Origin of the sequence: Salmonella enterica subsp. enterica serovar Typhimurium str. LT2, assembly GCF_000006945.2 — a bacterium.
Classification (GTDB): domain Bacteria; phylum Pseudomonadota; class Gammaproteobacteria; order Enterobacterales; family Enterobacteriaceae; genus Salmonella; species Salmonella enterica.
Genome location: NC_003277.2, coordinates 63,329 through 84,220 on the forward strand (window position 1 = coordinate 63,329; position 20,892 = coordinate 84,220).

A 20,892-nucleotide genomic window follows, 5' to 3' on the forward strand; every position below is an offset into this window, starting at 1 on the left:
GGGATGAGTATATGGAACACGGCGCCCGTTTAAGTACCAGCCGCGTACTGGCAATAAGTTTTATTTTTATGGCCCTGCTGATTGTGCTCAGTCTGGCCGTGAATGTCATTCAGGGTATTAATAACTACCGGCTGCAGAATGAGCAACGCACGGCGGTCACTCCTATGGGATTTAACGCGTCCTTTGCGGTGTCACAGAACAGTGCCGATGCCTCTTATTTACAGCAGATGGCGCTGTCGTTTATTGCCCTGCGTCTGAATGTGTCGTCAGAAACCGTCGACGCGTCACACCAGGCACTTCTGCAATATATTCGTTCGGGCGCACAGAACCAAATGAAAGTCATTCTGGCAGAAGAAGCGAGACGAATTAAGGCCGACAACGTTAACTCCGCTTTTTTCCAGACCAGTGTCAGGGTCTGGCCACAGTATGGCCGCGTGGAAATTCGCGGTGTGCTGAAAACCTGGATTGGAGATTCAAAACCGTTTACCGACATCAAACATTACATTCTTATTCTGAAACGGGAAAACGGCGTGACCTGGCTGGATAATTTCGGGGAAACTGACGATGAGAAAAAATAAGCCGTATAAGCCATTTTTACTGGCGGCCGGATGGTTATTTTCCGGTCTGGTGATGGCGTCGGGTTCCGGTACGCTGGCCCCGGTGGTGGTGTCCCTGGCTAACGGCGGTCAGGCGAACATTGCTGTCAGCAACACCGACCCGAACCTGTTTACGGTACCGGGTGACCGTATCACTGCGGTCAGCGGTCTGGACGGCATGCTGACAAACAGTGAGCAGACAGGCACGGGCGGCGTGGTGGTGGCCACGGTCAGTAAAAAGCCGTTCACCTTCATTCTGGAGACGGAGCGCGGGCTGAACTTTTCCGTCCGGGCCGTCCCCCGGGCCGGTGCCGGACGCACCGTACAACTGGTCAGCGACCTGCGCGGAACCGGGGAGGAGGCTGGCGCATGGGAAACGGCCACCCCTTATGAATCCCTGCTGGTTGCCGTCAGCCAGGCAGTTCGTGGAGGCACGCTGCCTGCCGGCTGGTATCAGATCCCCGTCACGAAAGAAGCGCTGCAGGCCCCGGCCGGTCTGTCTGCACGGGCTGACGCTGTGTGGACCGGCAATCACCTGAAACTGGTACGGTTTGCTGTGGAAAATAAAATGCCGTCAGCCCTGAACATCAGGGAAAGTGATTTCTGGCAGCCCGGAACCCGCGCCGTGATGTTCAGCCAGCCCGTCAGCCAGATACTGGCCGGCGCACGAATGGACGTGTACGTCATCCGTGACGGGGAGGGCAACTGATGGCGAGCATCAATACGGTTGTAAAGCGTAAACAGTACATCTGGCTGGGGATTGTTGCGGTGGGGGCTGCCGCTGCCATTGGCGGAGGCCTTTACCTGTCTGACGTCGACATGAGTGGCAACGGGACGGCCGCAGAGCAGGAGCCGGTACCGGATATGACCGGGGTGGTGGACACGACCTTTGATGACAAAGTTCGTCAGCATGCCACCACGGAAATGCAGGTGACGGCGGCGCAGATGCAGAAACAGTACGACGAAATCCGCCATGAGCTGGATGTTCTGAATAAGCAGCGCGGTGACGACCAGCGTCGTATTGAGAAGCTGGGGCAGGACAACGCCGCCCTGGCCGAACAGGTGAAGGCCCTGGGAGCGAACCCGGTGACGACCACAGGAGAGCCCGTGCCGCATACACCTGTCTCACCGCCCGGTCCGGAAGGAGAACCTCAGCCGGGTAATACGCCGATGACCTTCCCGCCACAGGGAGCCGTTCCTCCGCCAACCGCTTTTTATCCGGGGAATGGCGTCACGCCTCCGCCACAGGTGACATACCAGTCCGTGCCGGTGCCGAACCGTATACAGCGTAAAACGTTCAGCTATGACGCTGCCGCGAAGAAAGGTCCCTCCCTGCCGTATATCCCGTCCGGGAGTTTTGCAAAAACCATGCTGATCGAAGGAGCGGATGCCAATGCCTCCGTCACCGGTAATGAATCGACGGTCCCTATGCAGTTGCGCATTACCGGCCCGGTGGAGATGCCGAACAGTAAAACATATGACCTGACAGGGTGCTTTGTGGGTCTGGAAGCCTGGGGGGATGTGTCCAGTGAACGCGCGATAGTACGTACCCGTAATATCAGCTGCCTGAAGGACGGCAAAACCATCGACATGTCGGTTAAGGGACATGTCAGCTTCCGTGGAAAGAACGGCATCAAGGGTGAAGTGGTGATGCGTAATGGCAAAATCCTCGGCTGGGCGTGGGGCGCCGGTTTTGTGGACGGTATCGGCCAGGGGATGGAGCGGGCATCCCAGCAGGCGGTGGGGCTGGGGGCCACTGCGACTTACGGCGCGGGCGATGTGTTCAGAATGGGGATTGGTGGTGGTGCATCGAAAGCGGCACAGACACTCAGTGATTATTACATCAAACGTGCCGAGCAGTATCACCCGGTGATCCCGATTGGTGCCGGTAATGAAGTGACCGTGGTGTTTCAGGACGGTTTTCAGCTGAAAACCGTGGAAGAAATGGCACAGGAGCAGGCCCGTCACCGGAAGGAGGATGAAAATGCGGAAAGCCCGGTGCCTATACCTCCGTCAGTCGACAGCCATATGAACGGCTTTAACACCGACCAGATGCTGAAGCAGCTGGGTGACCTGAATCCACAGCAGTTTATGTCCGGCAGCCAGGGAGGACATGTAAATGGGAAATAACCGGCTGAACAACCTGAAGGGACGTGCCGTTTTATATCGTATTGCCGGTCTTCTGCGCTGGCTGATATGGGGCGTGAAATATGCCGTTATCTGGCCGCTGGCCACAACAGCCATTGTTGTCATTCTGCTCTTCCGGACGGGGGATACCACGCCGGGACAACAGATGGCGCAGGAAATCGGACGGGTGAGGGCAATGGCCCCGTCCGGGATGTTTCCGGTCCGGGACTGCCCTGACCCGGCTTTCACGGTGTCGTCACCTGTACCGCTGAATCTGACGGAAAACTGTCCGCTAAAAATAACCGGCGCGGAAGAATACGCGGCAGATATCGACCAGTCCCTGTCGCAAACGGGATGGCTGTTATGGGGGATGCTGGCGCTGTTGTATACCGCGGTGGCAGTAATGATCGGAGACCGGCCGTACCGTCACAATCCACTGACATATGCGTATGACACAGCGACAAACAACCTGAAGTATATTGATAAAGAAAACGAAATCCGGACTTTAAAAGTAAATACAAACGGGCAGGTTTCTTATTCTGGTAATAAAGAGGCTAAAAAAGAGGGTGATAAAAATGAACATACGTAATGTTATTTCAGTTCCTGATGAATCCGTGCAGGATGATTTTGTGAAATATGTTATCAGTAACTGCACTACAAAAATAATACTCTCCGGTCGCCGGGAATATAATTTCTCACGACAGGAATATAATTTTTCAGTTACCGGAATGCCTGGCGCAGGGAAAACATGTGTTCTGTCTGAATTAATCAAAAAGCTGCTGCGTGAGAATAAGAAAGGGGCGAAATCATGAACCGGATTTCATGCCTGATCCCTTTCTGTGGCGCGCTTCTGCTGTCCGGATGCGCCGGAACGAACTCCGACTTTGAATGTACCGCCACCACGTCAGACACCTGTATGACGATGGAGCAGGCCAATGAAAAAGCGAAAAGACAGGAGCAACCTGAGACGGTAAAGCCGGGTGCGGTATCACTGCCGCGCCTGGCTGAGGGTAACTTTCGCACGACGCCGGTACAGGTAGTCAGTACCGTCACTCTACCCGTCGCAAAGACCGTGGCCGCCCCGCGTTCCGGGCAGAAACCGCCGGCACCACACCCGCTGTTTACGGCTGCCCGGGAGGTGAAACCGGTGGCGGCTGTCAGTACGGTCTCTCCTGTGGTGCCGCCCCGTCCACTGAGAACCAGGGAGCAGACGGCGGCGTTATGGATAGCGCCCTATATTGACAGCCAGGATATTTACCATCAGCCGTCCGGCGTATTTTTTGTCATTAAACCGTCCGTGTGGGGAAAGCCACGGATTAATTAACTGACGCGTCAGTCAGATATCAGCCGGCAATGCCGGCCGGCTTTCTGTATTCAAAACCTGCCTGTAAAACGAGTGCCCTGTGCGTGAAAAGGGACGGGCGGTAGCGTGTCAGAACGTGTCAGGAGACATATTCCATGAGCGATGAAGCCGATGAGGCATATTCAGTGACAGAACAACTGACCGTGACGGGAATAAACCGGATACGGCAGAAAGTAAACCGTAAAGGTATTCCGGTTTACCGGTGTGAAGCATGCGGTAATCCCATTCCGGAGGCGCGGCGAAAAATATTTCCTGGCGTGACGTTGTGTGTCGAATGCCAGTCTTTTCTGGAAAAACAGGGCAGGCATTATGCATAAATCAGACGCTGAAAAAATGGAATCCATTATTGATAAACATGACCGGATATACCGACGACAGGTGCGGGTATTTAAAAACCTGGGCTTCCTCTCAATAATTACCGCCGTACTGAGTGTGATTACTGCGTTATTCAGTACCTCCCTGCTCCTGAAATACACGCTGTGTGTCGTGATATGCGTTTGTCTGATTTATCTGGTTTTTATGTTCTTCTGCCTGGACAGGTATATCGCGCTCAGTCGTCAGACACTGCTGTGGCTGTTGCGCCGGGTGGAAGATACCGCAGACGTTCGCCGGGAGCTGCTCCGCCGCCTGCTGTCCGGGAAAACGCTGACCGGACGGGATGAAGACGACATCCTGCGTCTCTGGTGGGAGAGCAGTAATGAAGTGGAGGAGCTTGCAACCCGTCAGCGTGAACAGGATGCCATCCGGAAGTTTGTCGGCGGGGATAAATCAGAATGAAGGTTTATCTGCAGCGTTACGGCGTGGCCGGTTTTCTCCTGGTGTACTGGAGTCTTTCCTTTGTGAATGAATATTTCCTGCATAAGCATCCGCTTTCTGCTGAATCCTGGAAGTGAATGAGATTACAGGCGCTGCTGGTAACAGGCTCTGTTGTGGTGACCGTGCTGCGGCTTTTTCTCCTGAACTCCGTGGTGCGCCGGGAGGCAACGGCCATCATGACCGGGGTCGCTGCAGGTCTTCATGTTTTTGCTCTGCTGGCTCCTTCCGTCTGGTTGTTTTATCAGTGGCAGTGGAATGGACTGTTTCTTCTGCAGTGGCAGGGAGCAGTCTTCCTGTTCTGTCTGTTCGCGCTTCCCGTTTCAACATTCTGTTTTTCTTAAGGTTAAGGTGTTCGTGTGAAGAACCTGCTTGATACTGTCACTCAGGCGGCCAACTCGCTGCTGACCGCGCTGAAGCTGCCGGATGAATCGGCACAGGCCAATCAGATCCTCGGCGAGATGAGCTTCCCGCAGTTCAGCCGTCTGCTGCCGTACCGGGACTATAACCAGGAGTCCGGCCTGTTCATGAATGACGCCACGATGGGCTTTATGCTGGAAGCCACGCCTGTCAACGGCGCTAACGAGACCATTGCGCTCTCCCTTGACCATCTGCTGCGTACCAAACTGCCGCGCGGGATACCCCTGTGTGTCCACCTGATGTCCAGCCAGCTGGTCGGGGAGCGTATTGAGTACGGGCTGCGGAAGTTCTCCTGGTCCGGTGAGCAGGCGGAGCGGTTCAACGCCATCACCCGCGCCTACTACATGAAAGCCGCAGAGACTCACTTTCCGTTACCGGAAGGAATGAACCTGCCCCTGACCCTGCGCCATTACCGGGTGTTCATCTCATACTGCGCGCCCTCCAGAAAAAAAAGCCGGGCCGATATCCTGGAGATGGAAAACCTGGTGAAGATTATCCGGGCTTCCCTGCAGGGGGCATACATCAGCACACAGACCGTTGATGCGAAGGCATTTATTAATATTGTCGGGGAGATGATTAATCACAATCCGGAATCCATCCATCCGACCCGGCGCCGGCTGGACCCGTATTCCGACCTGAATTACCAGTGCGTGGACGACTCCTTTGACCTGAAGGTCAGGCAGGATTACCTGACGCTGGGACTGCGCGATAACGGGAAAAACAGCACCGCGCGCATCATGAGTTTTCATCTGGCCCGTAACCCGGAAATCGCCTTCCTGTGGAACTCGGCGGATAATTACAGCAATCTGCTGAACCCGGAGCTGTCCATCTCCTGTCCGTTCATTCTGACGCTGACCCTGGTGGTGGAAGACCAGGTGAAGACCCACAGCGAAGCGAACCTGAAGTACATGGATCTGGAGAAGAAGTCGAAGACCTCCTACGCCAAATGGTTCCCGTCCGTGGAGAAGGAAGCGAAGGAGTGGGGAGACCTGCGCCAGCGCCTGGCGTCGAACCAGTCCTCGGTGGTGTCCTACTTTTTCAATATCACGGCGTTCTGCCGCGACAACAAGGAAACGGCGCTGGAAACGGAGCAGGATATCCTGAACAGTTTCCGTAAAAACGGTTTTGAGCTGATTTCGCCGCGCTTTAACCACATGCGTAATTTCCTGGCCTGCCTGCCCTTTATGGCCGGGAAGGGACTGTTTAAGCAGCTGAAGGAAGCCGGTGTGGTGCAGCGGGCGGAGAGCTTCAATGTGACCAACCTGATGCCCCTGGTGGCGGATAACCCGCTGACGCCCGCCGGGCTGCTGGCTCCGACCTACCGTAACCAGCTGGCCTTTATTGATATTTTCTTCCGGGGAATGAACAACACCAACTACAACATGGCGGTCTGCGGAACTTCCGGGGCGGGCAAGACCGGGCTGATACAGCCGCTTATCCGCAGCGTGCTGGATTCCGGCGGCTTTGCAGTGGTGTTTGACATGGGGGACGGGTACAAGTCCCTGTGCGAAAATATGGGCGGGGTGTACCTGGACGGGGAGACCCTGCGTTTTAACCCCTTCGCCAATATCACCAATATTGACCAGTCGGCCGAACGTATCCGCGACCAGTTGTCGGTGATGGCCAGCCCCAACGGCAACCTTGACGAAGTCCATGAGGGCCTGTTGCTGCAGGCGGTCAGGGCAGCCTGGCTGACAAAAAAGAACCGGGCGCGTATTGATGACGTGGTGGATTTTCTGGAAAACGCCCGCACGAGCGAACAGTATGCGGAGTCACCCGGTATCCGCAGCCGCCTGGATGAAATGATTGTCCTGCTGAACCAGTACACGGCAGCAGGCACTTACGGCAGATACTTCAACTCCGATGAACCCTCCCTGCGCGATGATGCCAGGATGGTGGTGCTGGAGCTGGGTGGCCTGGAAGACCGCCCGTCCCTGCTGGTTGCGGTGATGTTTTCCCTGATTATCTACATCGAAAACCGGATGTACCGCACGCCGCGTAACCTCAAAAAGCTGAACGTGATCGACGAAGGCTGGCGTCTGCTGGACTTCAAAAACCGCAAGGTCGGGGACTTCATCGAAAAAGGCTACCGTACTGCCCGCCGTCACACCGGCGCGTATATCACCATCACGCAGAATATCGTCGACTTTGACTCCGACAAGGCGTCCAGCGCCGCCCGCGCGGCATGGGGTAACTCTTCCTACAAAATTATCCTCAAACAGAGCGCCAAAGAATTCGCGAAATACAACCAGCTGTATCCGGATCAGTTCCCGCAGCTACACCGGGAGATGATTGAGAAATTTGGCGCCGCGAAAGACCAGTGGTTCAGCTCGTTCCTGCTGCAGGTGGAAAACCATTCCTCCTGGCACCGTCTGTTTGTCGACCCGCTCAGCCGCGCCATGTACAGCTCGGACGGTCCTGATTTTGAGTTTGTACAGCAGAAGCGGAAAGAGGGGCTGAGTATTCACGAGGCGGTCTGGCAGCTGGCGTGGAAAAAGTCAGGACCGGAGATGGCCTCGCTGGAGGCCTGGCTGCAGGAGCATGAGACATTCAGGGGAACTTATGAGTACAAAGCAGAAACAGACTGACGGCACGGGAGCGCGTAAGCGTGACGGGCTGTGGATGATACCGGGATGCCTGGGGATGGTGGTACTTAACGCCGCCATCAGTTACGGGATAGTCCGGCTGAACACGCCGGTGACGGTGGCATTCAACATGAAACAGACCGTGGATGCGTTTTTTGACAGCGCCGGCCAGAAAAAACTGACGGAAGCGCAGTCGAAAGCGTTGTCCGGGCGCTTTAATGCGGCCCTGGAGGCCAGCCTGCAGGCGTGGCAGCGGGAGCACCATGCCGTCATTCTGGTTTCACCGGCGGTGGTACAGGGCGCGCCGGATATCACCCGGGAGATCCAGCAGGATATTGCCCGGCGTATGAGGGCAGAGCCGTGAAATGGCGGGGGCTGACAGCCCTGCTGATATGGGGGCAGAGCGTGGCGGCCGCAGACCTGGGCACCTGGGGCGATCTGTGGCCGGTGCAGGAGCCGGACATGCTGGCGGTGATTATGCACCGGCTGGAAGCCCTGCAGCAGTCCGGTGAGATGGGCCGCCGGATGGAGGCCTTTAAGGAGCGGGTGATCCACAACAGCCTGCGACCGCCTGCGGTGCCGGGTATCGGGCGCGCGGAGAAATACCGCAGCCGGCTGTTTGATCCGTCGGTCAGACTGGCGGCCGATATCCGGGATAACGAAGGACGGGTGTTTGCCCGTCAGGGGGAGGTGATGAATCCGCTGCAGTATGTGCCCTTTAACCAGACGCTGTATTTCATTAACGGCGATGATCCGGAACAGGTGTCGTGGATGAAACGCCAGACGCCGCCGACGCTGGAGAGCAAAATTATTCTGGTGCAGGGCAGTATCCCTGAGATGGAGAAGGCGCTGGACAGCCGGATTTACTTTGACCAGAACGGGGTGCTGTGTCAGCGCCTCGGGATCGACCAGGTGCCGGCCAGGGTGACGGCCGCAAAAGACGGGCGTTTCCTGAAAGTGGAATTTATTCCGGCGGAGGACGGCAGAAAATGAAACGGTATCTGTGGCTGTGTGTACTGATTCTGCTGGCCGGTCATGTCCCCACGGTATCGGCTGATGCGGCCTGTGAAAGTCGTTTTGTAAACCCGATCACGGATATCTGCTGGAGCTGCATCTTTCCGCTGTCGCTGGGCAGTACAAAAGTGAGTCAGGGAAAGCTGCCGGATACGGCCAATCCCTCAATGCCGCTCCAGTTCTGTCCGGCGCCGCCGCCCATTTTTAAGCGTCCCGGACTGGCGATTGGCTACTGGGAGCCAATGGCGCTGACGGACGTCACCCGCTCTCCGGGCTGCATGGTGAATCTGGGGTTCAGCCTGCCGGCCTTCGGGAAAACGGCACAGGGTACGGCGAAGAAGGAGGATAAACAGGTGAACGGGGCGTTCTACCACGTTCACTGGTACAAATACCCGCTCACGTACTGGCTGAATATCATCACGTCGATGGGGTGTCTGGAGGGCGGTGACCTGGACATTGCGTACCTCTCCGAAATCGACCCCACGTGGACGGACAGCAGCCTGACCAGCATTCTCAATCCGGAAGCGGTAATTTTTGCCAATCCCATAGCCCAGGGGGCCTGCGCGGCAGATGCCATTGCCAGCACCTTCAATAAACCGCTGGATGTCCTGTTCTGGTGTGCAGGCTCTCAGGGCTCCATGTATCCGTTTAACGGCTGGGTGAGTAACGAATCCAGTCCGCTGCAGTCCTCCCTGCTGGTCAGTGAGCGGATGGCCTTCAAACTGCACCGGCAGGGGCAAATTATGGAGACCATCGGGCAGAATACCGCCGTCTGCTTTGAATATCCGTCGCCCATTCTCCCTAAAGAGCGCTGGCGTTATCAGATGGTGAACATGTATCCGGACAGCGGGCAGTGCCACCCGTTCGGGCGCAGTGTGATGCGCTGGGAAACCGGGAAAAATCCACCCAACACGAAGAAGAACTTTGGCTATCTGATGTGGCGTAAGCGCAACTGTGTATTTCTGTAAACCGATACCGAAGAGAGGGTGTTTATGCGAATTATTTATAAGAGACAGCATTATCTGTCCGTTATCAGGTGGGGGGCGGTTGCTGTCGTGCAGGTCCTGAATGAGAGTGTAAAACTGTTTCCGTTTGCGCTGGTGATGTTTGCGCTGATGGCTTTTTATTTTCTTCCGGAACGCATCATCTCTGATGTTGTTAATTCGTGGATGGAAACAGACACGACCGGAAAAATATCGCTCATCAGACTTTACCTGGAAGTGACATTTATGCTGTCCCTCGAGTCTTCTTCTCTTTTATTTATGTACCGGGGAAAGCGATGCACAGGAAAATAAAATACCTGGCCGGACTGATTATGGTCATAAGCGGGACGGTATCAGCCGGCGGAGTCGCTAATACCCCTGAAAACCGCCAGTTCCTGAAGCAGCAGGAGGAACTGAGCCGGCAGTTGCGCGACCGGCCTGATGCTGAACTGAAAGCGTGGGCAGACCGGCAGATTCAAGCGAATCCCCTGGTGCAGTCAGACCGGCATTTCCTGGATGACCTTGCCCGAAAGCAGCAGACTTCTCAGGCGGATAAACCGGAGCAGGGCGCGGTGTACTTTATCTCGTTTTCCATTCCGGAAGAGGGGCTGAAGCGCATGCTGGGCGAAACCCGTCGCTACGGTATTCCGGCCACGCTGCGGGGAATGCGGGATAACGACCTGAAAGCCACGGCAGATGCCGTTCTGTCCCTGGTAAAGGATGGGGCAACAGATGGTGTGCAGATTGACCCGACGCTGTTCACGAAATATGACATCCGCAGCGTACCGACTCTGGTGGTGTACTGCCGACAGGGATATGACGTTATCCGGGGCAATCTGCGGGTGAAGCAGGCGCTGGAGAAAGTGGTCACCGCCGGGGACTGCAGGCAGGTGGCTGCCGGATTACTTGATGGTGCCGGAGATAAACCGCAATGACATTCCCTGCGGAATAAACAGCAGGAAGGAGATGTTATGGCGCTGACCAGAAAACAGCGGGAAAGACTGCGTATGAAATTCGGCGGCCGCTGTGCTTACTGCGGCTGTGAACTGCCGGAGAAAGGATGGCATGCCGACCACGTTCAGGCAGTGCTCCGCAAATCAGAGCGGTGCATGAAGGCGGCAGAGAAAGGCATTTTCAGACTGAAATCCACCGGTGACGTTTTCAGGCCGGAGGCCGACTGTCCGGAAAACATCTTCCCGTCCTGTGCGCCGTGCAATTTGCTGAAAACGACATATTCGCTGGAGATGTTCAGAAAACAGGTCTCCCTGCAGGTTGAGCGGGGGCGCCGGAGCAGCGTTAACTTCCGGACAGCAGAGCGTTTTGGGCTGATTAGTGTGGTGAATAAACCGGTTGTTTTCTGGTTTGAGCAATACGAGGGGGAGAATAAATGAAACGTATGTTACCTCTGTTTCTGCTTCTGGCAGCCGGCCAGGCACAGGCTGACAGTAACAGTGATTATCGTGCGGGTTCAGATTTTGCCCATCAGATCAAAGGCCAGGGCACCGGCAGTATCCGGAATTTTAATCCGCAGGAGAGTATACCCGGCTATAACGCGAATCCGGATGAAACGAAATATTACGGTGGCGTGACCGCCGGTGGTGACAGTGGGCTGAAGAATGACGGCACGACGCAGTGGGCCACAGGCGAAACCGGTAAAACCATTACAGAATCGTTCATGAACAAGCCCAAAGATATTCTGTCACCGGATGCGCCGTTTATTGAAAAAGGAAGGGATGTGGTGAACCGTGCCGACAGTATTGTGGGAAATACCGGGCAGCAGTGCAGCGCGCAGGAGATTAACCGCAGCGAATTCACGAATTATACCTGTGAACGCGACACCACTGTGGAGGAATACTGTACCCGGACGGCCACCATCACCGGCGACTGGAGAGAGACAACAGAGGTCAGAACCTACACCCTCACCGCCTTTAGTTTCAGCCGTTCCGGTAAGCAGATCGTTTTCAGCGTAACCGTGCCGGAAGCGGGTACGATAAGCAGCGCCAGCCTGAATGTGATCACACAGAATTATCTGTGGAATTCCCGTGCCGGCTTTATGAATACCATCTTCAACATGACGTGGGGCAGTACCATTACACTGGGTGGCGCGACGGGAATGATGCTGAGTAAGGGCCAGATTCTGAGCGGGACAAGCTGCAGCGGGAACGGTAGCTGTACCGGGACGCTGGATGACCGCATTTTTAACGAACTGACCAGCGGGAGAACGACGTTCACGCTGACACTGGTGATGCAGGTAAAGGACCGGGAGTGGATACCCCGGGTGGAGTGGGTGGAAAGCTGCCCGTTTAATAAAGCGGATGGCGTGCTGAAAGGCACAGAATGCTCAGAGCCAGGTGGTACGAAAACCGGGGTGATGGAAGGAAAACCCTGGAGCCTGACGGAGGCCTGCTGGGCATACCGCGATAAATATGTCACCCAGTCTGCGGACAATGGCACCTGCCAGGCGTATGTGGACAATCCGGCCTGTACTCTTGCCACCCGGCAGTGCGCGTTTTATTCCGGTGAGGGCACCTGCCTGCATGAGTACGCCACGTACTCCTGTGAGTCGAAAACGTCAGGAAAGGTCATGATTTGTGGCGGGGATGTGTTCTGCCTCGATGGGGAATGCGATAAGGCGCAGAGCGGAAAGAGCAATGATTTTGGCGAGGCGGTATCGCAACTGGCGGCGCTGGCGGCGGCAGGTAAAGATGTCGCGGCCCTGAACGGTATTGACGTCCGTGCATTCACCGGACAGGCGAAATTCTGTAAGAAGGCCGCAGCCGGGTACAGCAACTGCTGTAAGGACAGTGGCTGGGGGCAGGATATCGGTCTGGCTAAATGCAGTAGTGACGAAAAAGCTCTGGCCAAAGCAAAAACGAACAAACTGACGGTCAGTGTCGGGGAATTCTGTTCGAAAAAGGTACTGGGTGTCTGTCTGGAGAAGAAACGCAGCTACTGCCAGTTTGATTCGAAGCTGGCGCAGATAGTCCAGCAGCAGGGGCGCAACGGCCAACTGCATATCAGCTTCGGCAGTTCAAAACATCCTGACTGCCGGGGTATCACCGTGGACGAACTGCAGCAGATTAAATTCGACCAGCTGGACCTCACGAACTTCTACGAAGACCTGATGAATAACCAGAAAATCCCGGACAGTGGCGCGCTGACGGAGAAGGTGAAAGAACAAATTGCAGACCAACTCAGGCAGGCCGGGAAATAAGGACAGTCAGATGAAGATAATGTCTTTTCTGGTTCGGGTGGTGGTGACGCTTATTGTGATATCCCCAGCGGTGTACTGGTCATGGGATGCGGTAAGCACAACCACAGCGGACGATATCATGCTGGCGGTGCTCATTATTGCCGCTTACGGTCTGATGTTCACGCTGCTGTTCTGTTTCGTGAATGTACTGACGAAACTACTGCAGCATGATAATGAATCCAGTTGAAGGGGGGTATGATGCGAAAAATACAGACCGTATGGGTGGCAGCGTTACTCTGTGGCTCCCTGACGGCATACGGAAAAGATGCCGGATGGCAGTGGTATAACGACCCGGTAAAATTACCTGACCCAAAAACGACGGATAAATCCGCTCAGGTTCGTCAGGAGCCTGACATTATGCAGAAATTATCTGCGCTGCAGACCGCAACAAAGCGGGCGCTTTATGAAGCCATTCTGTATCCCGGTGTGGATAATTTTGTGAAATATTTCCGGCTGCAGAATTACTGGACGCAGCAGGCGGGGCTTTTCAGCATGAGCGCCAAAAAAGCCATGCTGGCGCATCCTGAACTGGACTATAACCTGCAGTACAGCCACTACAACGGCACGGTACGTAACCAGCTGGCCGCAGACCAGGCTCAGCAACGGCAGGCCATATCAAAGCTGGCTGAACACTACGGTATCATGTTCTTTTACCGCGGGCAGGACCCCATTGACGGCCAGCTGGCGCAGGTGATTAATGGCTTTCGCGCCACTTACGGTCTGAGCGTTATCCCGGTGACCGTGGACGGGGTGATTAACCCGATGCTGCCGGATACGCGTCCTGACCAGGGGCAGGCGCAGCGTCTTGGTGTGAAATATTTCCCGGCCATGATGCTGGTAGACCCGAAACAGGGCAGTGTCCGTCCGTTGTCATACGGGTTTATTACGCAGGACGACCTGGCAAAACAGTTCCTGAATGTGTCAGAAGATTTTAAGCCGAATTTCTAAAGTAATATCAGGGGATTGTATTACTGTCACTCGTTCGCAGGTAAATAATGCAGATGAAGCGGCTGTCTTTATGCCCTTTATTTTTAATTCAGATAAATAGCCCCCACTGTTAAATAGTTTATTCATGGCGGCGTTTTTTAGCTGATGAATATTCTGTTCTCTGATAATAAATCAGGTATCGCATATATTAAATAACAATGGAGTGACTCCACTGTGCGTAAATATAAATTATCGCTTCCTTTACCGGATATTACTGGAGTATGGGTTTTCTCCCTGGGCGTCTGGTTTCACATTGTCGGGCGGCTGGTTTACCGCAAACCCTGGATGGCTTTTTTTCTGGCGGAACTGATTGCCATCATTCTGGTGTTGTCCGGCGCTTACCGGGTGCTGGATGCCTGGATAGCCCGCGTCAGCCGGGAAGAGCGTGCGTTACTGGAAGCCCGTCAGGCTGCCATTCTGGCTGCTGAAAAAGAAGAAAAGGGGGATAAATCACATGTCTCTCAATAAGGCTTTGCTGTTCCTGTTGCTTCTGATGGGGACGGGGGTTAATGCCTCCACGCGGGAAGAGATTGAACGGCTGTATAACCCGCACGGGATGGCCGCACCGTCCGGGCAAAAGCAGCCAGCAGATACGCAGGGCGTGCAGAAAGTAACGCCGGCGCCCCGCTGGTTTCGTCTCAGCAACGGTAAAACGGTTAACCTCGCCGACTGGAAAGTGGTGTTGTTCATGCAAAGAAGCTGCCCCTGGTGCCACCAGTTTGACCCGGTACTGAAGCAGGTGGCACAGCAGTATGGATTTTCGGTATTCCCTTATACCCTGGACGGACAGGGGGATGCCGCGTTTCCGGAGGCGCTGCCGGCACCGCCGGAAGTGATGCAGACCTTCTTCCCCAATATTCCCGTCGCCACCCCGACAACATTTCTGGTTAACGTGAACACACTTGAAGCATTACCTCTTTTGCAGGGGGCCACCGACGCCGCCGGTTTTATGGCCCGGATGGATACCGTTCTGCAGATGTACGGAGAAAAACATGCAGGGTAAAACGAGAATTAAACCGCTTTTCATATTATGTACGGCGCTGATGACCGTCGCACCCGCCGTCTCTGCCGATGTGAACAGCGACATGAACCAGTTCTTCAATAAGCTGGGCTTTGCTTCCAATACCACACAGCCCTCCGTCTGGCAGGGACAGGCGGCAGGATATGCCTCCGGCGGCTCTTTATATGCCCGGACACAGGTAAAAAATGTCCAGCTGGTCTCCATGACCCTGCCGGATATCAATGCCGGTTGCGGGGGCATCGATGCCTATCTCGGCTCATTCAGTTTCATTAACGGCGAGCAGCTGCAGCGTTTTGTGAAGCAGATTATGAGTAACGCCGCAGGGTACTTTTTTGACCTTGCGCTGCAGACGACGGTGCCGGAAATCAAAACGGCAAAGGATTTTCTGCAGAAAATGGCCTCCGACATTAACAGTATGAACCTCAGCTCCTGCCAGGCGGCGCAGGGGATTGTCGGGGGGCTTTTCCCAAAAACACAGGTCTCCCAGCAGAAGGTCTGCCAGGACATTGCCGGTGAGAGCAATATTTTTGCCGACTGGGCGGCGTCCCGGCAGGGATGTACTGTGGGCGGGCAATCCGACAGCGTCAGGGATAAAGCCAGTGACAAGGATAAGGAGCGGGTGACCAAAAATATCAACATCATGTGGAATGCTTTGTCCAAAAACAGGATGTTTGACGGCAACAAGGAGCTGAAAGAGTTCGTGATGACGCTGACCGGTTCACTGGTTTTTGGACCCAACGGCGAAATCATGCCCCTGCCTGCCAGAACCACCGACCGGGCTATTATCCGGGCATTAATGGAAGGCGGAACGGCGAAGATATACCACTGCAATGATTCGGATAAATGCCTGAAGGTGGTGGCCGACACGCCGGTGACCATCAGTCGCGACAATGCGCTCAAATCACAGATTACGAAGCTGCTGACCAGTATTCAGAACAAGGCGGTCAGCGACACTCCCCTGGATAATAAGGAAAAAGGGTTTATCTCCAGCACCACCATCCCGGTTTTCAAATACCTGGTTGACCCGCAGATGCTCGGCGTGTCAACCAGCATGATTTATCAGCTGACGGATTATATCGGGTACGACATCCTGCTGCAGTATATCCAGGAGCTGATCCAGCAGGCCCGGGCGATGGTGGCCACAGGGAATTATGACGAGGCGGTTATCGAACATATCACCGACAACATGAATGACGCGACCCGGCAGATAGCGTCCTTCCAGGCGCAGGTCCAGGTGCAGCAGGATGCGCTGCTGGTTGTCGACCGTCAGATGAGCTACATGCGCCAGCAGCTGTCAGCCCGCATGCTCAGCCGTTACCAGAACAACTATCATTTTGGCGGAGGTGCGCAGTGAACGAAGTCTATGTCATTGCCGGCGGAGAATGGCTGAGTAATAACCTGAACGCCATTGCGGCCTTCATGAGCACCCGGACGTGGGACTCCATTGAGAAAATTGCGCTGACCCTGTCCGTTCTCGCGGTGTCCGTTATGTGGGTACAGCGACATAACGTGATGGATCTGCTGGGCTGGGTGGCGGTGTTTGTGCTGATATCACTTCTGGTGACCATACGGACATCAGTACAGATAATTGATAACAGCGACCTGGTGAGGGTTTACCGGGTGGATAATGTGCCGGTCGGACTGGCACTCCCCCTTTCGCTGACGACCCGGATCGGGCATGCGATGGTGGCCAGCTATGAGATGATTTTTGCCCAGCCGGACAGCGTCACCTACAGCAAGACAGGTATGCTGTTCGGGGCGAATCTGATTGTGAAAAGCACCGATTTCCTGTCCCGGAATCCGGAAATCATTAACCTGTTTCAGGACTACGTCCAGAACTGTGTGCTGGGGGATATTTACCTCAATCACAAATATTCCCTGGAAGAACTGATGGAATCCGATGACCCCTATACGCTGATTTTTTCCCGCCCAAGTCCGTTGCGGGGGGTTTATGACAAAAATAATCATTTTGTCACCTGCAAGGATGCGTCGGTCACGCTGAAAGACAAGCTGAATCTCGATACAAAGACAGGAGGCAAGACCTGGCATTATTATGTGCAGCAGATATTTGGGGGCAGGCCGGACCCTGACCTGTTATTCAGGGAACTGGTAAGTGACAGTTACAGTTATTTCTATGGCTCCAGCCAGTCAGCCAGCCAGATCATGCGTAAGAATGTAACAATGAACGCTCTGAAAGAAGGGATCACCAGTAATGCAGCCCGTAACGGTGATACCGCCAGTCTGGTGAATCTGGCCACCACATCCTCGATGGAAAAACAACGTTTGTCACATGTCTCCATTGGTTATGTGACAATGCGAAACCTGCCGATGGTACAGACTATTCTGCTGGGGATAGCCATCGGGATTTTCCCGTTACTGGTTCTGGCCGCTGTCTTTAATAAACTGACGCTGTCAGTGCTGAAAGGGTATGTATTTGCCCTGATGTGGCTGCAGACATGGCCGTTGCTGTATGCCATTCTGAACAGCGCCATGGTGTTCTATGCGAAACAGAATGGTGCCCCGGTGGTGCTGTCAGAACTCTCTCAGATACAGCTGAAATATTCCGATCTGGCATCAACCGCAGGTTATCTCTCTGCCATGATTCCCCCGCTGTCGTGGATGATGGTAAAAGGTCTGGGCGCTGGATTTTCCAGCGTTTACAGCCACTTTGCGTCTTCGTCTATCAGCCCGACGGCCAGTGCGGCTGCCGGCGTGGTGGACGGCAATTATTCCTACGGCAACATGCAGACGGAGAACGTCAACGGCTTCAGCTGGAGTACCAACAGTACCACGTCATTTGGCCAGATGACTTACCAGACCGGTAGTGGGGCGACCGCCACGCAGACCCGGGACGGCAATATGGTCATGGATGCCAGCGGTGCGCAGTCCAGACTGCCGGTGAATATCAACGCGACCCGGCAGATAGCGGCGGCACAGCAGGAGATGGCGCGGGAAGCCAGCACGCAGGCAGAAAGCGCCCTGCATGGTTTCAGCAGCAGTATCGCCAGCGCCTGGAATACGCTCAGCCAGTTCGGGACGAACCGGGGCAGCAGCGACTCAGTGACCAGTGGTGCTGACAGCACCATGAGCGCGCAGGATTCCATAATGGCCAGCCGGATGCGCAGCGCAGTGGAAAGCTATGCGAAGGCACATAATATCAGTAATGAGCAGGCCACTCAGGAACTTGCAGCGAGAAGTACGCGAACATCTGGGGGTATTTATGGTGATGCAAGTGCAGAGTGGGGCATAAGGCCCAAGATATTGGGGGTCGGTGGTGGAGCTGGTGTTAAAGCCGGTGGTCGTGCTGGTATTGATTGGAGCGATGATGATACGCATCAGGCCAGCAGTAGTTCACGATCCAGCCAGGATGTTCGTCATGGTGTTGATGCCAAAGCCACGCAGGATTTTAAGGAGGCCAGCGATTACTTCACGAGCCGTAAGGTCAGTGAGTCCGGAAGCCATACGGACAATAATGCTGATTCTCGTGTGGATCATTTGTCTGCCGCCCTGAACTCAGCGAAACAGAGTTATGACCAGTACACCACGAACCTGACCCGCAGCCATGAGTATGCTGAGATGGCGTCCCGTACAGAAAGCATGAGTGGGCAGATGAGCGAAGATTTGTCACAGCAGTTTGTGAATTTTGTGCAAAAGCATGCGCCACAGGATGCAGAAAATATTCTGACAAATACCAGCTCGCCGGAGGTGGCAGAACGACGTCGGGCAATGGCTTGGGCCTTTGTTCAGGAGCAGGTACAGCCTGGTGTGGATAATGCCTGGGGCGAAGCCCGCGGTGATATTGGCAGTGGTATGAGCACAGTATCCGGTGGTGGTGATAAACAGGATGTGGTAGCCGATCATCAGGCCCATCAGGCAACGGTGGAACAACGGACGCGGGACAGTAATATCAGTAATGATGTAAAAAACCAGGTTGATAATATGGTCACAGACTATCATTCCGATATAAACGATACTTATGGAAATATCCAGGGTGAGGAAAAGACTATTGACCAGCAGTATTCTGGCCTGCAAAAACAGTATAAAACAGAAGCACTATCTCAGAATAATAAATATAATGAAGAAAAGGCTGCACAGGAAAGGATGCCTGGCGCGGATAGTCCTGAAGAACTGATGAAGAGGGCAAAAGAGTATCAGGATAAGCACAAACAGTAAGGCGATATCCGGGAGGTGGGAATGAAAAATTTAGCTCAGATTGTTCTGGTGACAGTGGTACAGTTTATTGCCTGTTATCTAGCTGAGTGGGGAGTCGCTGAAACAGGGATTATCCTGTTATTTGTCCTGCTGTGGCAGGGGCTGTTTATCTGGTTATTTATTCAAATTCGTAAAAAAAATAACATATCTGATGAGTTCAAGTTTAGTAAAGGAATTTGGTATGTAATTATGCCCGTATGCTCATTACTCTCGCCATTATTAAGTTTAATGATTTTTATCGGTGGAACATTATATGAATTAAGACGAGTAAGTGGTTGTATAAGCATAAAAGAGTGGGTGAAATGTCAGCTTGATGACCAATATGATGAAGATAGGGGGCTGGATTTTGAATCTGTTGAGTATCGTCAAACGACTTACTACAACCCCTCAACTGGATATCCTATGCATGGAGGAGTTGATTCGGCTGGTAATACTTTTGGGTCTCGCTGGCAGGATAATAATGACAGGTAATAAGAAAACTATGGTTGGTAAATAAAGGTAATTGGATGAAAATGAAAAAAATAATGATGGTTACACTGGTCAGTTCCACTCTGGCCCTGTCAGGGTGTGGTGCGATGAGCACAGCAATCAAAAAGCGTAATCTTGAAGTGAAAACCCAGATGAGTCAGACCATCTGGCTTGACCCGTCCAGTGAACGGACGGTGTATCTGCAGGTGAAAAATACCTCCGATAAGGATATGAGTGACCTTCAGAGCCTGATTGCAAAAGATATTCAGGCAAAAGGGTATACTGTGGTTACCTCACCAGACAAAGCATACTACTGGATTCAGGCCAACGTGCTGAAGGCCGACAAGATGGATTTGCGTGAGTCCCAGGGATGGCTGAACCGTGGTTATGAAGGTGCGCTCTCCGGGGCAGCGCTCGGGGCCGGTATCACAGCGTATAACTCTAACTCAGCAGGTGCCACGCTGGGAGTAGGGCTTGCTGCCGGGCTTGTGGGGATGGCCGCTGATGCGATGGTGGAAGATATTAACTACACCATGATCACCGACGTACAGATCTCAGAACGGACAAAAGCGACCGTGACAACGGACAATGTTGCCGCCCTCCGCCAGGGAACCTCGGGTGCCAAAATCCAGACCAGCACCGAAACCGGTAATCAGCATAAATACCAGACCCGTGTGGTATCGAATGCCAACAAGGTTAACCTGAAGTTTGAAGAGGCAAAACCAGTTCTGGAAGAACAACTGGCCAAATCAATTGCAAATATTCTTTAATCATCTTCAGGAGGCCGGTCTGACTGGCTTCCTGACTGACGCCTCGCTTTGCTCGTTGTCCAGGCCCGGAAAGAAATAAAATAAATTTCATTTCTCTCCGGCGTTTCCGAAATAAATATGAAAACACTGAGCGGTTGTGCAAATTCTTTGTGCGTCCGTGAAGTGTTGCCGCGAAGCGGGAATAATAAGGATACGGAATGCCATTATCAGAACTTCTTTGTCACATGACTAACGGCAATCCGTTTTCCTGACTGTTTGCTGTACTGGTAGTCTGTGCTGC

23 protein-coding genes are annotated in these 20,892 nt (G+C 54.0%); all 23 read left to right on the top strand.

Annotated elements, in window-relative coordinates; genetic code table 11:
- Nucleotides 1–11 precede the first annotated feature (11 nt).
- The 23 genes from traE to traT all read left to right on the top strand — a co-directional run bounded on the left by traE (nt 12) and on the right by traT (nt 20,612).
- Nucleotides 12–578 (top strand): conjugative transfer: assembly, encoded by a 567-nt coding sequence (gene traE, locus PSLT079; RefSeq protein NP_490565.1) that lies wholly within the window; start codon nt 12–14, stop codon nt 576–578.
- A complete protein-coding gene (gene traK, locus PSLT080; RefSeq protein NP_490566.1) occupies nt 565–1,305 on the top strand; it encodes a conjugative transfer: assembly in 741 nt (246 codons plus the stop codon). Before traE ends, traK begins: the two co-directional genes overlap by 14 nt.
- On the top strand, nt 1,305–2,726 hold the full coding sequence (traB, locus tag PSLT081; protein NP_490567.1) for a conjugative transfer: assembly: 1,422 nt from the start codon (nt 1,305–1,307) through the stop codon (nt 2,724–2,726). The genes traK and traB overlap by 1 nt, the downstream gene beginning before the upstream one ends.
- Complete coding sequence (gene traP / locus PSLT082; protein ID NP_490568.1) at nt 2,716–3,312, top strand: conjugative transfer; 597 nt, start codon at nt 2,716–2,718, stop codon at nt 3,310–3,312. The genes traB and traP overlap by 11 nt, the downstream gene beginning before the upstream one ends.
- Nucleotides 3,290–3,535, top strand: a complete 246-nt coding sequence (trbD, locus tag PSLT083; RefSeq protein NP_490569.1) for a conjugative transfer protein — start codon at nt 3,290–3,292, stop codon at nt 3,533–3,535. The genes traP and trbD overlap by 23 nt, the downstream gene beginning before the upstream one ends.
- Nucleotides 3,532–4,047 (top strand): conjugative transfer: assembly, encoded by a 516-nt coding sequence (traV, locus tag PSLT084; protein NP_490570.1) that lies wholly within the window; start codon nt 3,532–3,534, stop codon nt 4,045–4,047. Before trbD ends, traV begins: the two co-directional genes overlap by 4 nt.
- A gap of 134 nt (nt 4,048–4,181) precedes the next feature.
- A complete protein-coding gene (gene traR / locus PSLT085) occupies nt 4,182–4,403 on the top strand; it encodes a conjugative transfer (RefSeq protein NP_490571.1) in 222 nt (73 codons plus the stop codon).
- Entirely contained in the window at nt 4,396–4,863 is a 468-nt protein-coding gene (locus PSLT087; protein ID NP_490572.1) for a conjugative transfer protein, read from the top strand. Before traR ends, PSLT087 begins: the two co-directional genes overlap by 8 nt.
- A 395-nt stretch (nt 4,864–5,258) precedes the next feature.
- Nucleotides 5,259–7,907, top strand: a complete 2,649-nt coding sequence (gene traC / locus PSLT088) for a conjugative transfer: assembly (RefSeq protein ID NP_490573.1) — start codon at nt 5,259–5,261, stop codon at nt 7,905–7,907.
- Nucleotides 7,882–8,268 (top strand): conjugative transfer, encoded by a 387-nt coding sequence (trbI, locus tag PSLT089; protein ID NP_490574.1) that lies wholly within the window; start codon nt 7,882–7,884, stop codon nt 8,266–8,268. The genes traC and trbI overlap by 26 nt, the downstream gene beginning before the upstream one ends.
- Nucleotides 8,265–8,897, top strand: a complete 633-nt coding sequence (traW, locus tag PSLT091) for a conjugative transfer: assembly (protein ID NP_490575.1) — start codon at nt 8,265–8,267, stop codon at nt 8,895–8,897. The genes trbI and traW overlap by 4 nt, the downstream gene beginning before the upstream one ends.
- Complete coding sequence (gene traU, locus PSLT092) at nt 8,894–9,886, top strand: conjugative transfer: assembly (RefSeq protein NP_490576.1); 993 nt, start codon at nt 8,894–8,896, stop codon at nt 9,884–9,886. The genes traW and traU overlap by 4 nt, the downstream gene beginning before the upstream one ends.
- 18 nt (nt 9,887–9,904) lie before the next feature.
- Nucleotides 9,905–10,213, top strand: a complete 309-nt coding sequence (locus tag PSLT093) for a conjugative transfer protein (protein NP_490577.1) — start codon at nt 9,905–9,907, stop codon at nt 10,211–10,213.
- Entirely contained in the window at nt 10,198–10,836 is a 639-nt protein-coding gene (trbC, locus tag PSLT094; protein ID NP_490578.1) for a conjugative transfer: assembly, read from the top strand. Before PSLT093 ends, trbC begins: the two co-directional genes overlap by 16 nt.
- A 452-nt stretch (nt 10,837–11,288) precedes the next feature.
- Nucleotides 11,289–13,115: a conjugative transfer: aggregate stability gene (gene traN / locus PSLT095; RefSeq protein ID NP_490579.1), complete on the top strand. Its 1,827-nt coding sequence runs from the start codon at nt 11,289–11,291 to the stop codon at nt 13,113–13,115.
- Nucleotides 13,116–13,125: 10 nt separating this feature from the next.
- Nucleotides 13,126–13,341, top strand: a complete 216-nt coding sequence (gene trbE / locus PSLT096) for a conjugative transfer (protein NP_490580.1) — start codon at nt 13,126–13,128, stop codon at nt 13,339–13,341.
- A gap of 11 nt (nt 13,342–13,352) precedes the next feature.
- Complete coding sequence (traF, locus tag PSLT097) at nt 13,353–14,102, top strand: conjugative transfer: assembly (protein ID NP_490581.1); 750 nt, start codon at nt 13,353–13,355, stop codon at nt 14,100–14,102.
- A 213-nt stretch (nt 14,103–14,315) separates the two neighbouring features.
- Complete coding sequence (gene traQ / locus PSLT098) at nt 14,316–14,609, top strand: conjugative transfer: fimbrial synthesis (RefSeq protein ID NP_490582.1); 294 nt, start codon at nt 14,316–14,318, stop codon at nt 14,607–14,609.
- A complete protein-coding gene (gene trbB, locus PSLT099) occupies nt 14,596–15,144 on the top strand; it encodes a conjugative transfer (protein NP_490583.1) in 549 nt (182 codons plus the stop codon). The genes traQ and trbB overlap by 14 nt, the downstream gene beginning before the upstream one ends.
- Entirely contained in the window at nt 15,134–16,516 is a 1,383-nt protein-coding gene (gene traH, locus PSLT100; protein ID NP_490584.1) for a conjugative transfer: assembly, read from the top strand. Before trbB ends, traH begins: the two co-directional genes overlap by 11 nt.
- The gene (traG, locus tag PSLT101; RefSeq protein ID NP_490585.1) at nt 16,513–19,335 is read left to right on the top strand and encodes a conjugative transfer: assembly abd aggregate stability; all 2,823 of its coding nucleotides are present in this window, start codon (nt 16,513–16,515) and stop codon (nt 19,333–19,335) included. The genes traH and traG overlap by 4 nt, the downstream gene beginning before the upstream one ends.
- A gap of 15 nt (nt 19,336–19,350) precedes the next feature.
- Complete coding sequence (gene traS, locus PSLT102) at nt 19,351–19,845, top strand: conjugative transfer: surface exclusion (protein NP_490586.1); 495 nt, start codon at nt 19,351–19,353, stop codon at nt 19,843–19,845.
- Between the two features lie 35 nt (nt 19,846–19,880).
- Nucleotides 19,881–20,612, top strand: coding sequence for a conjugative transfer: surface exclusion (traT, locus tag PSLT103; RefSeq protein NP_490587.1), 732 nt, complete (start codon nt 19,881–19,883; stop codon nt 20,610–20,612).
- The last annotated feature ends 280 nt before the right edge of the window (nt 20,613–20,892 follow it).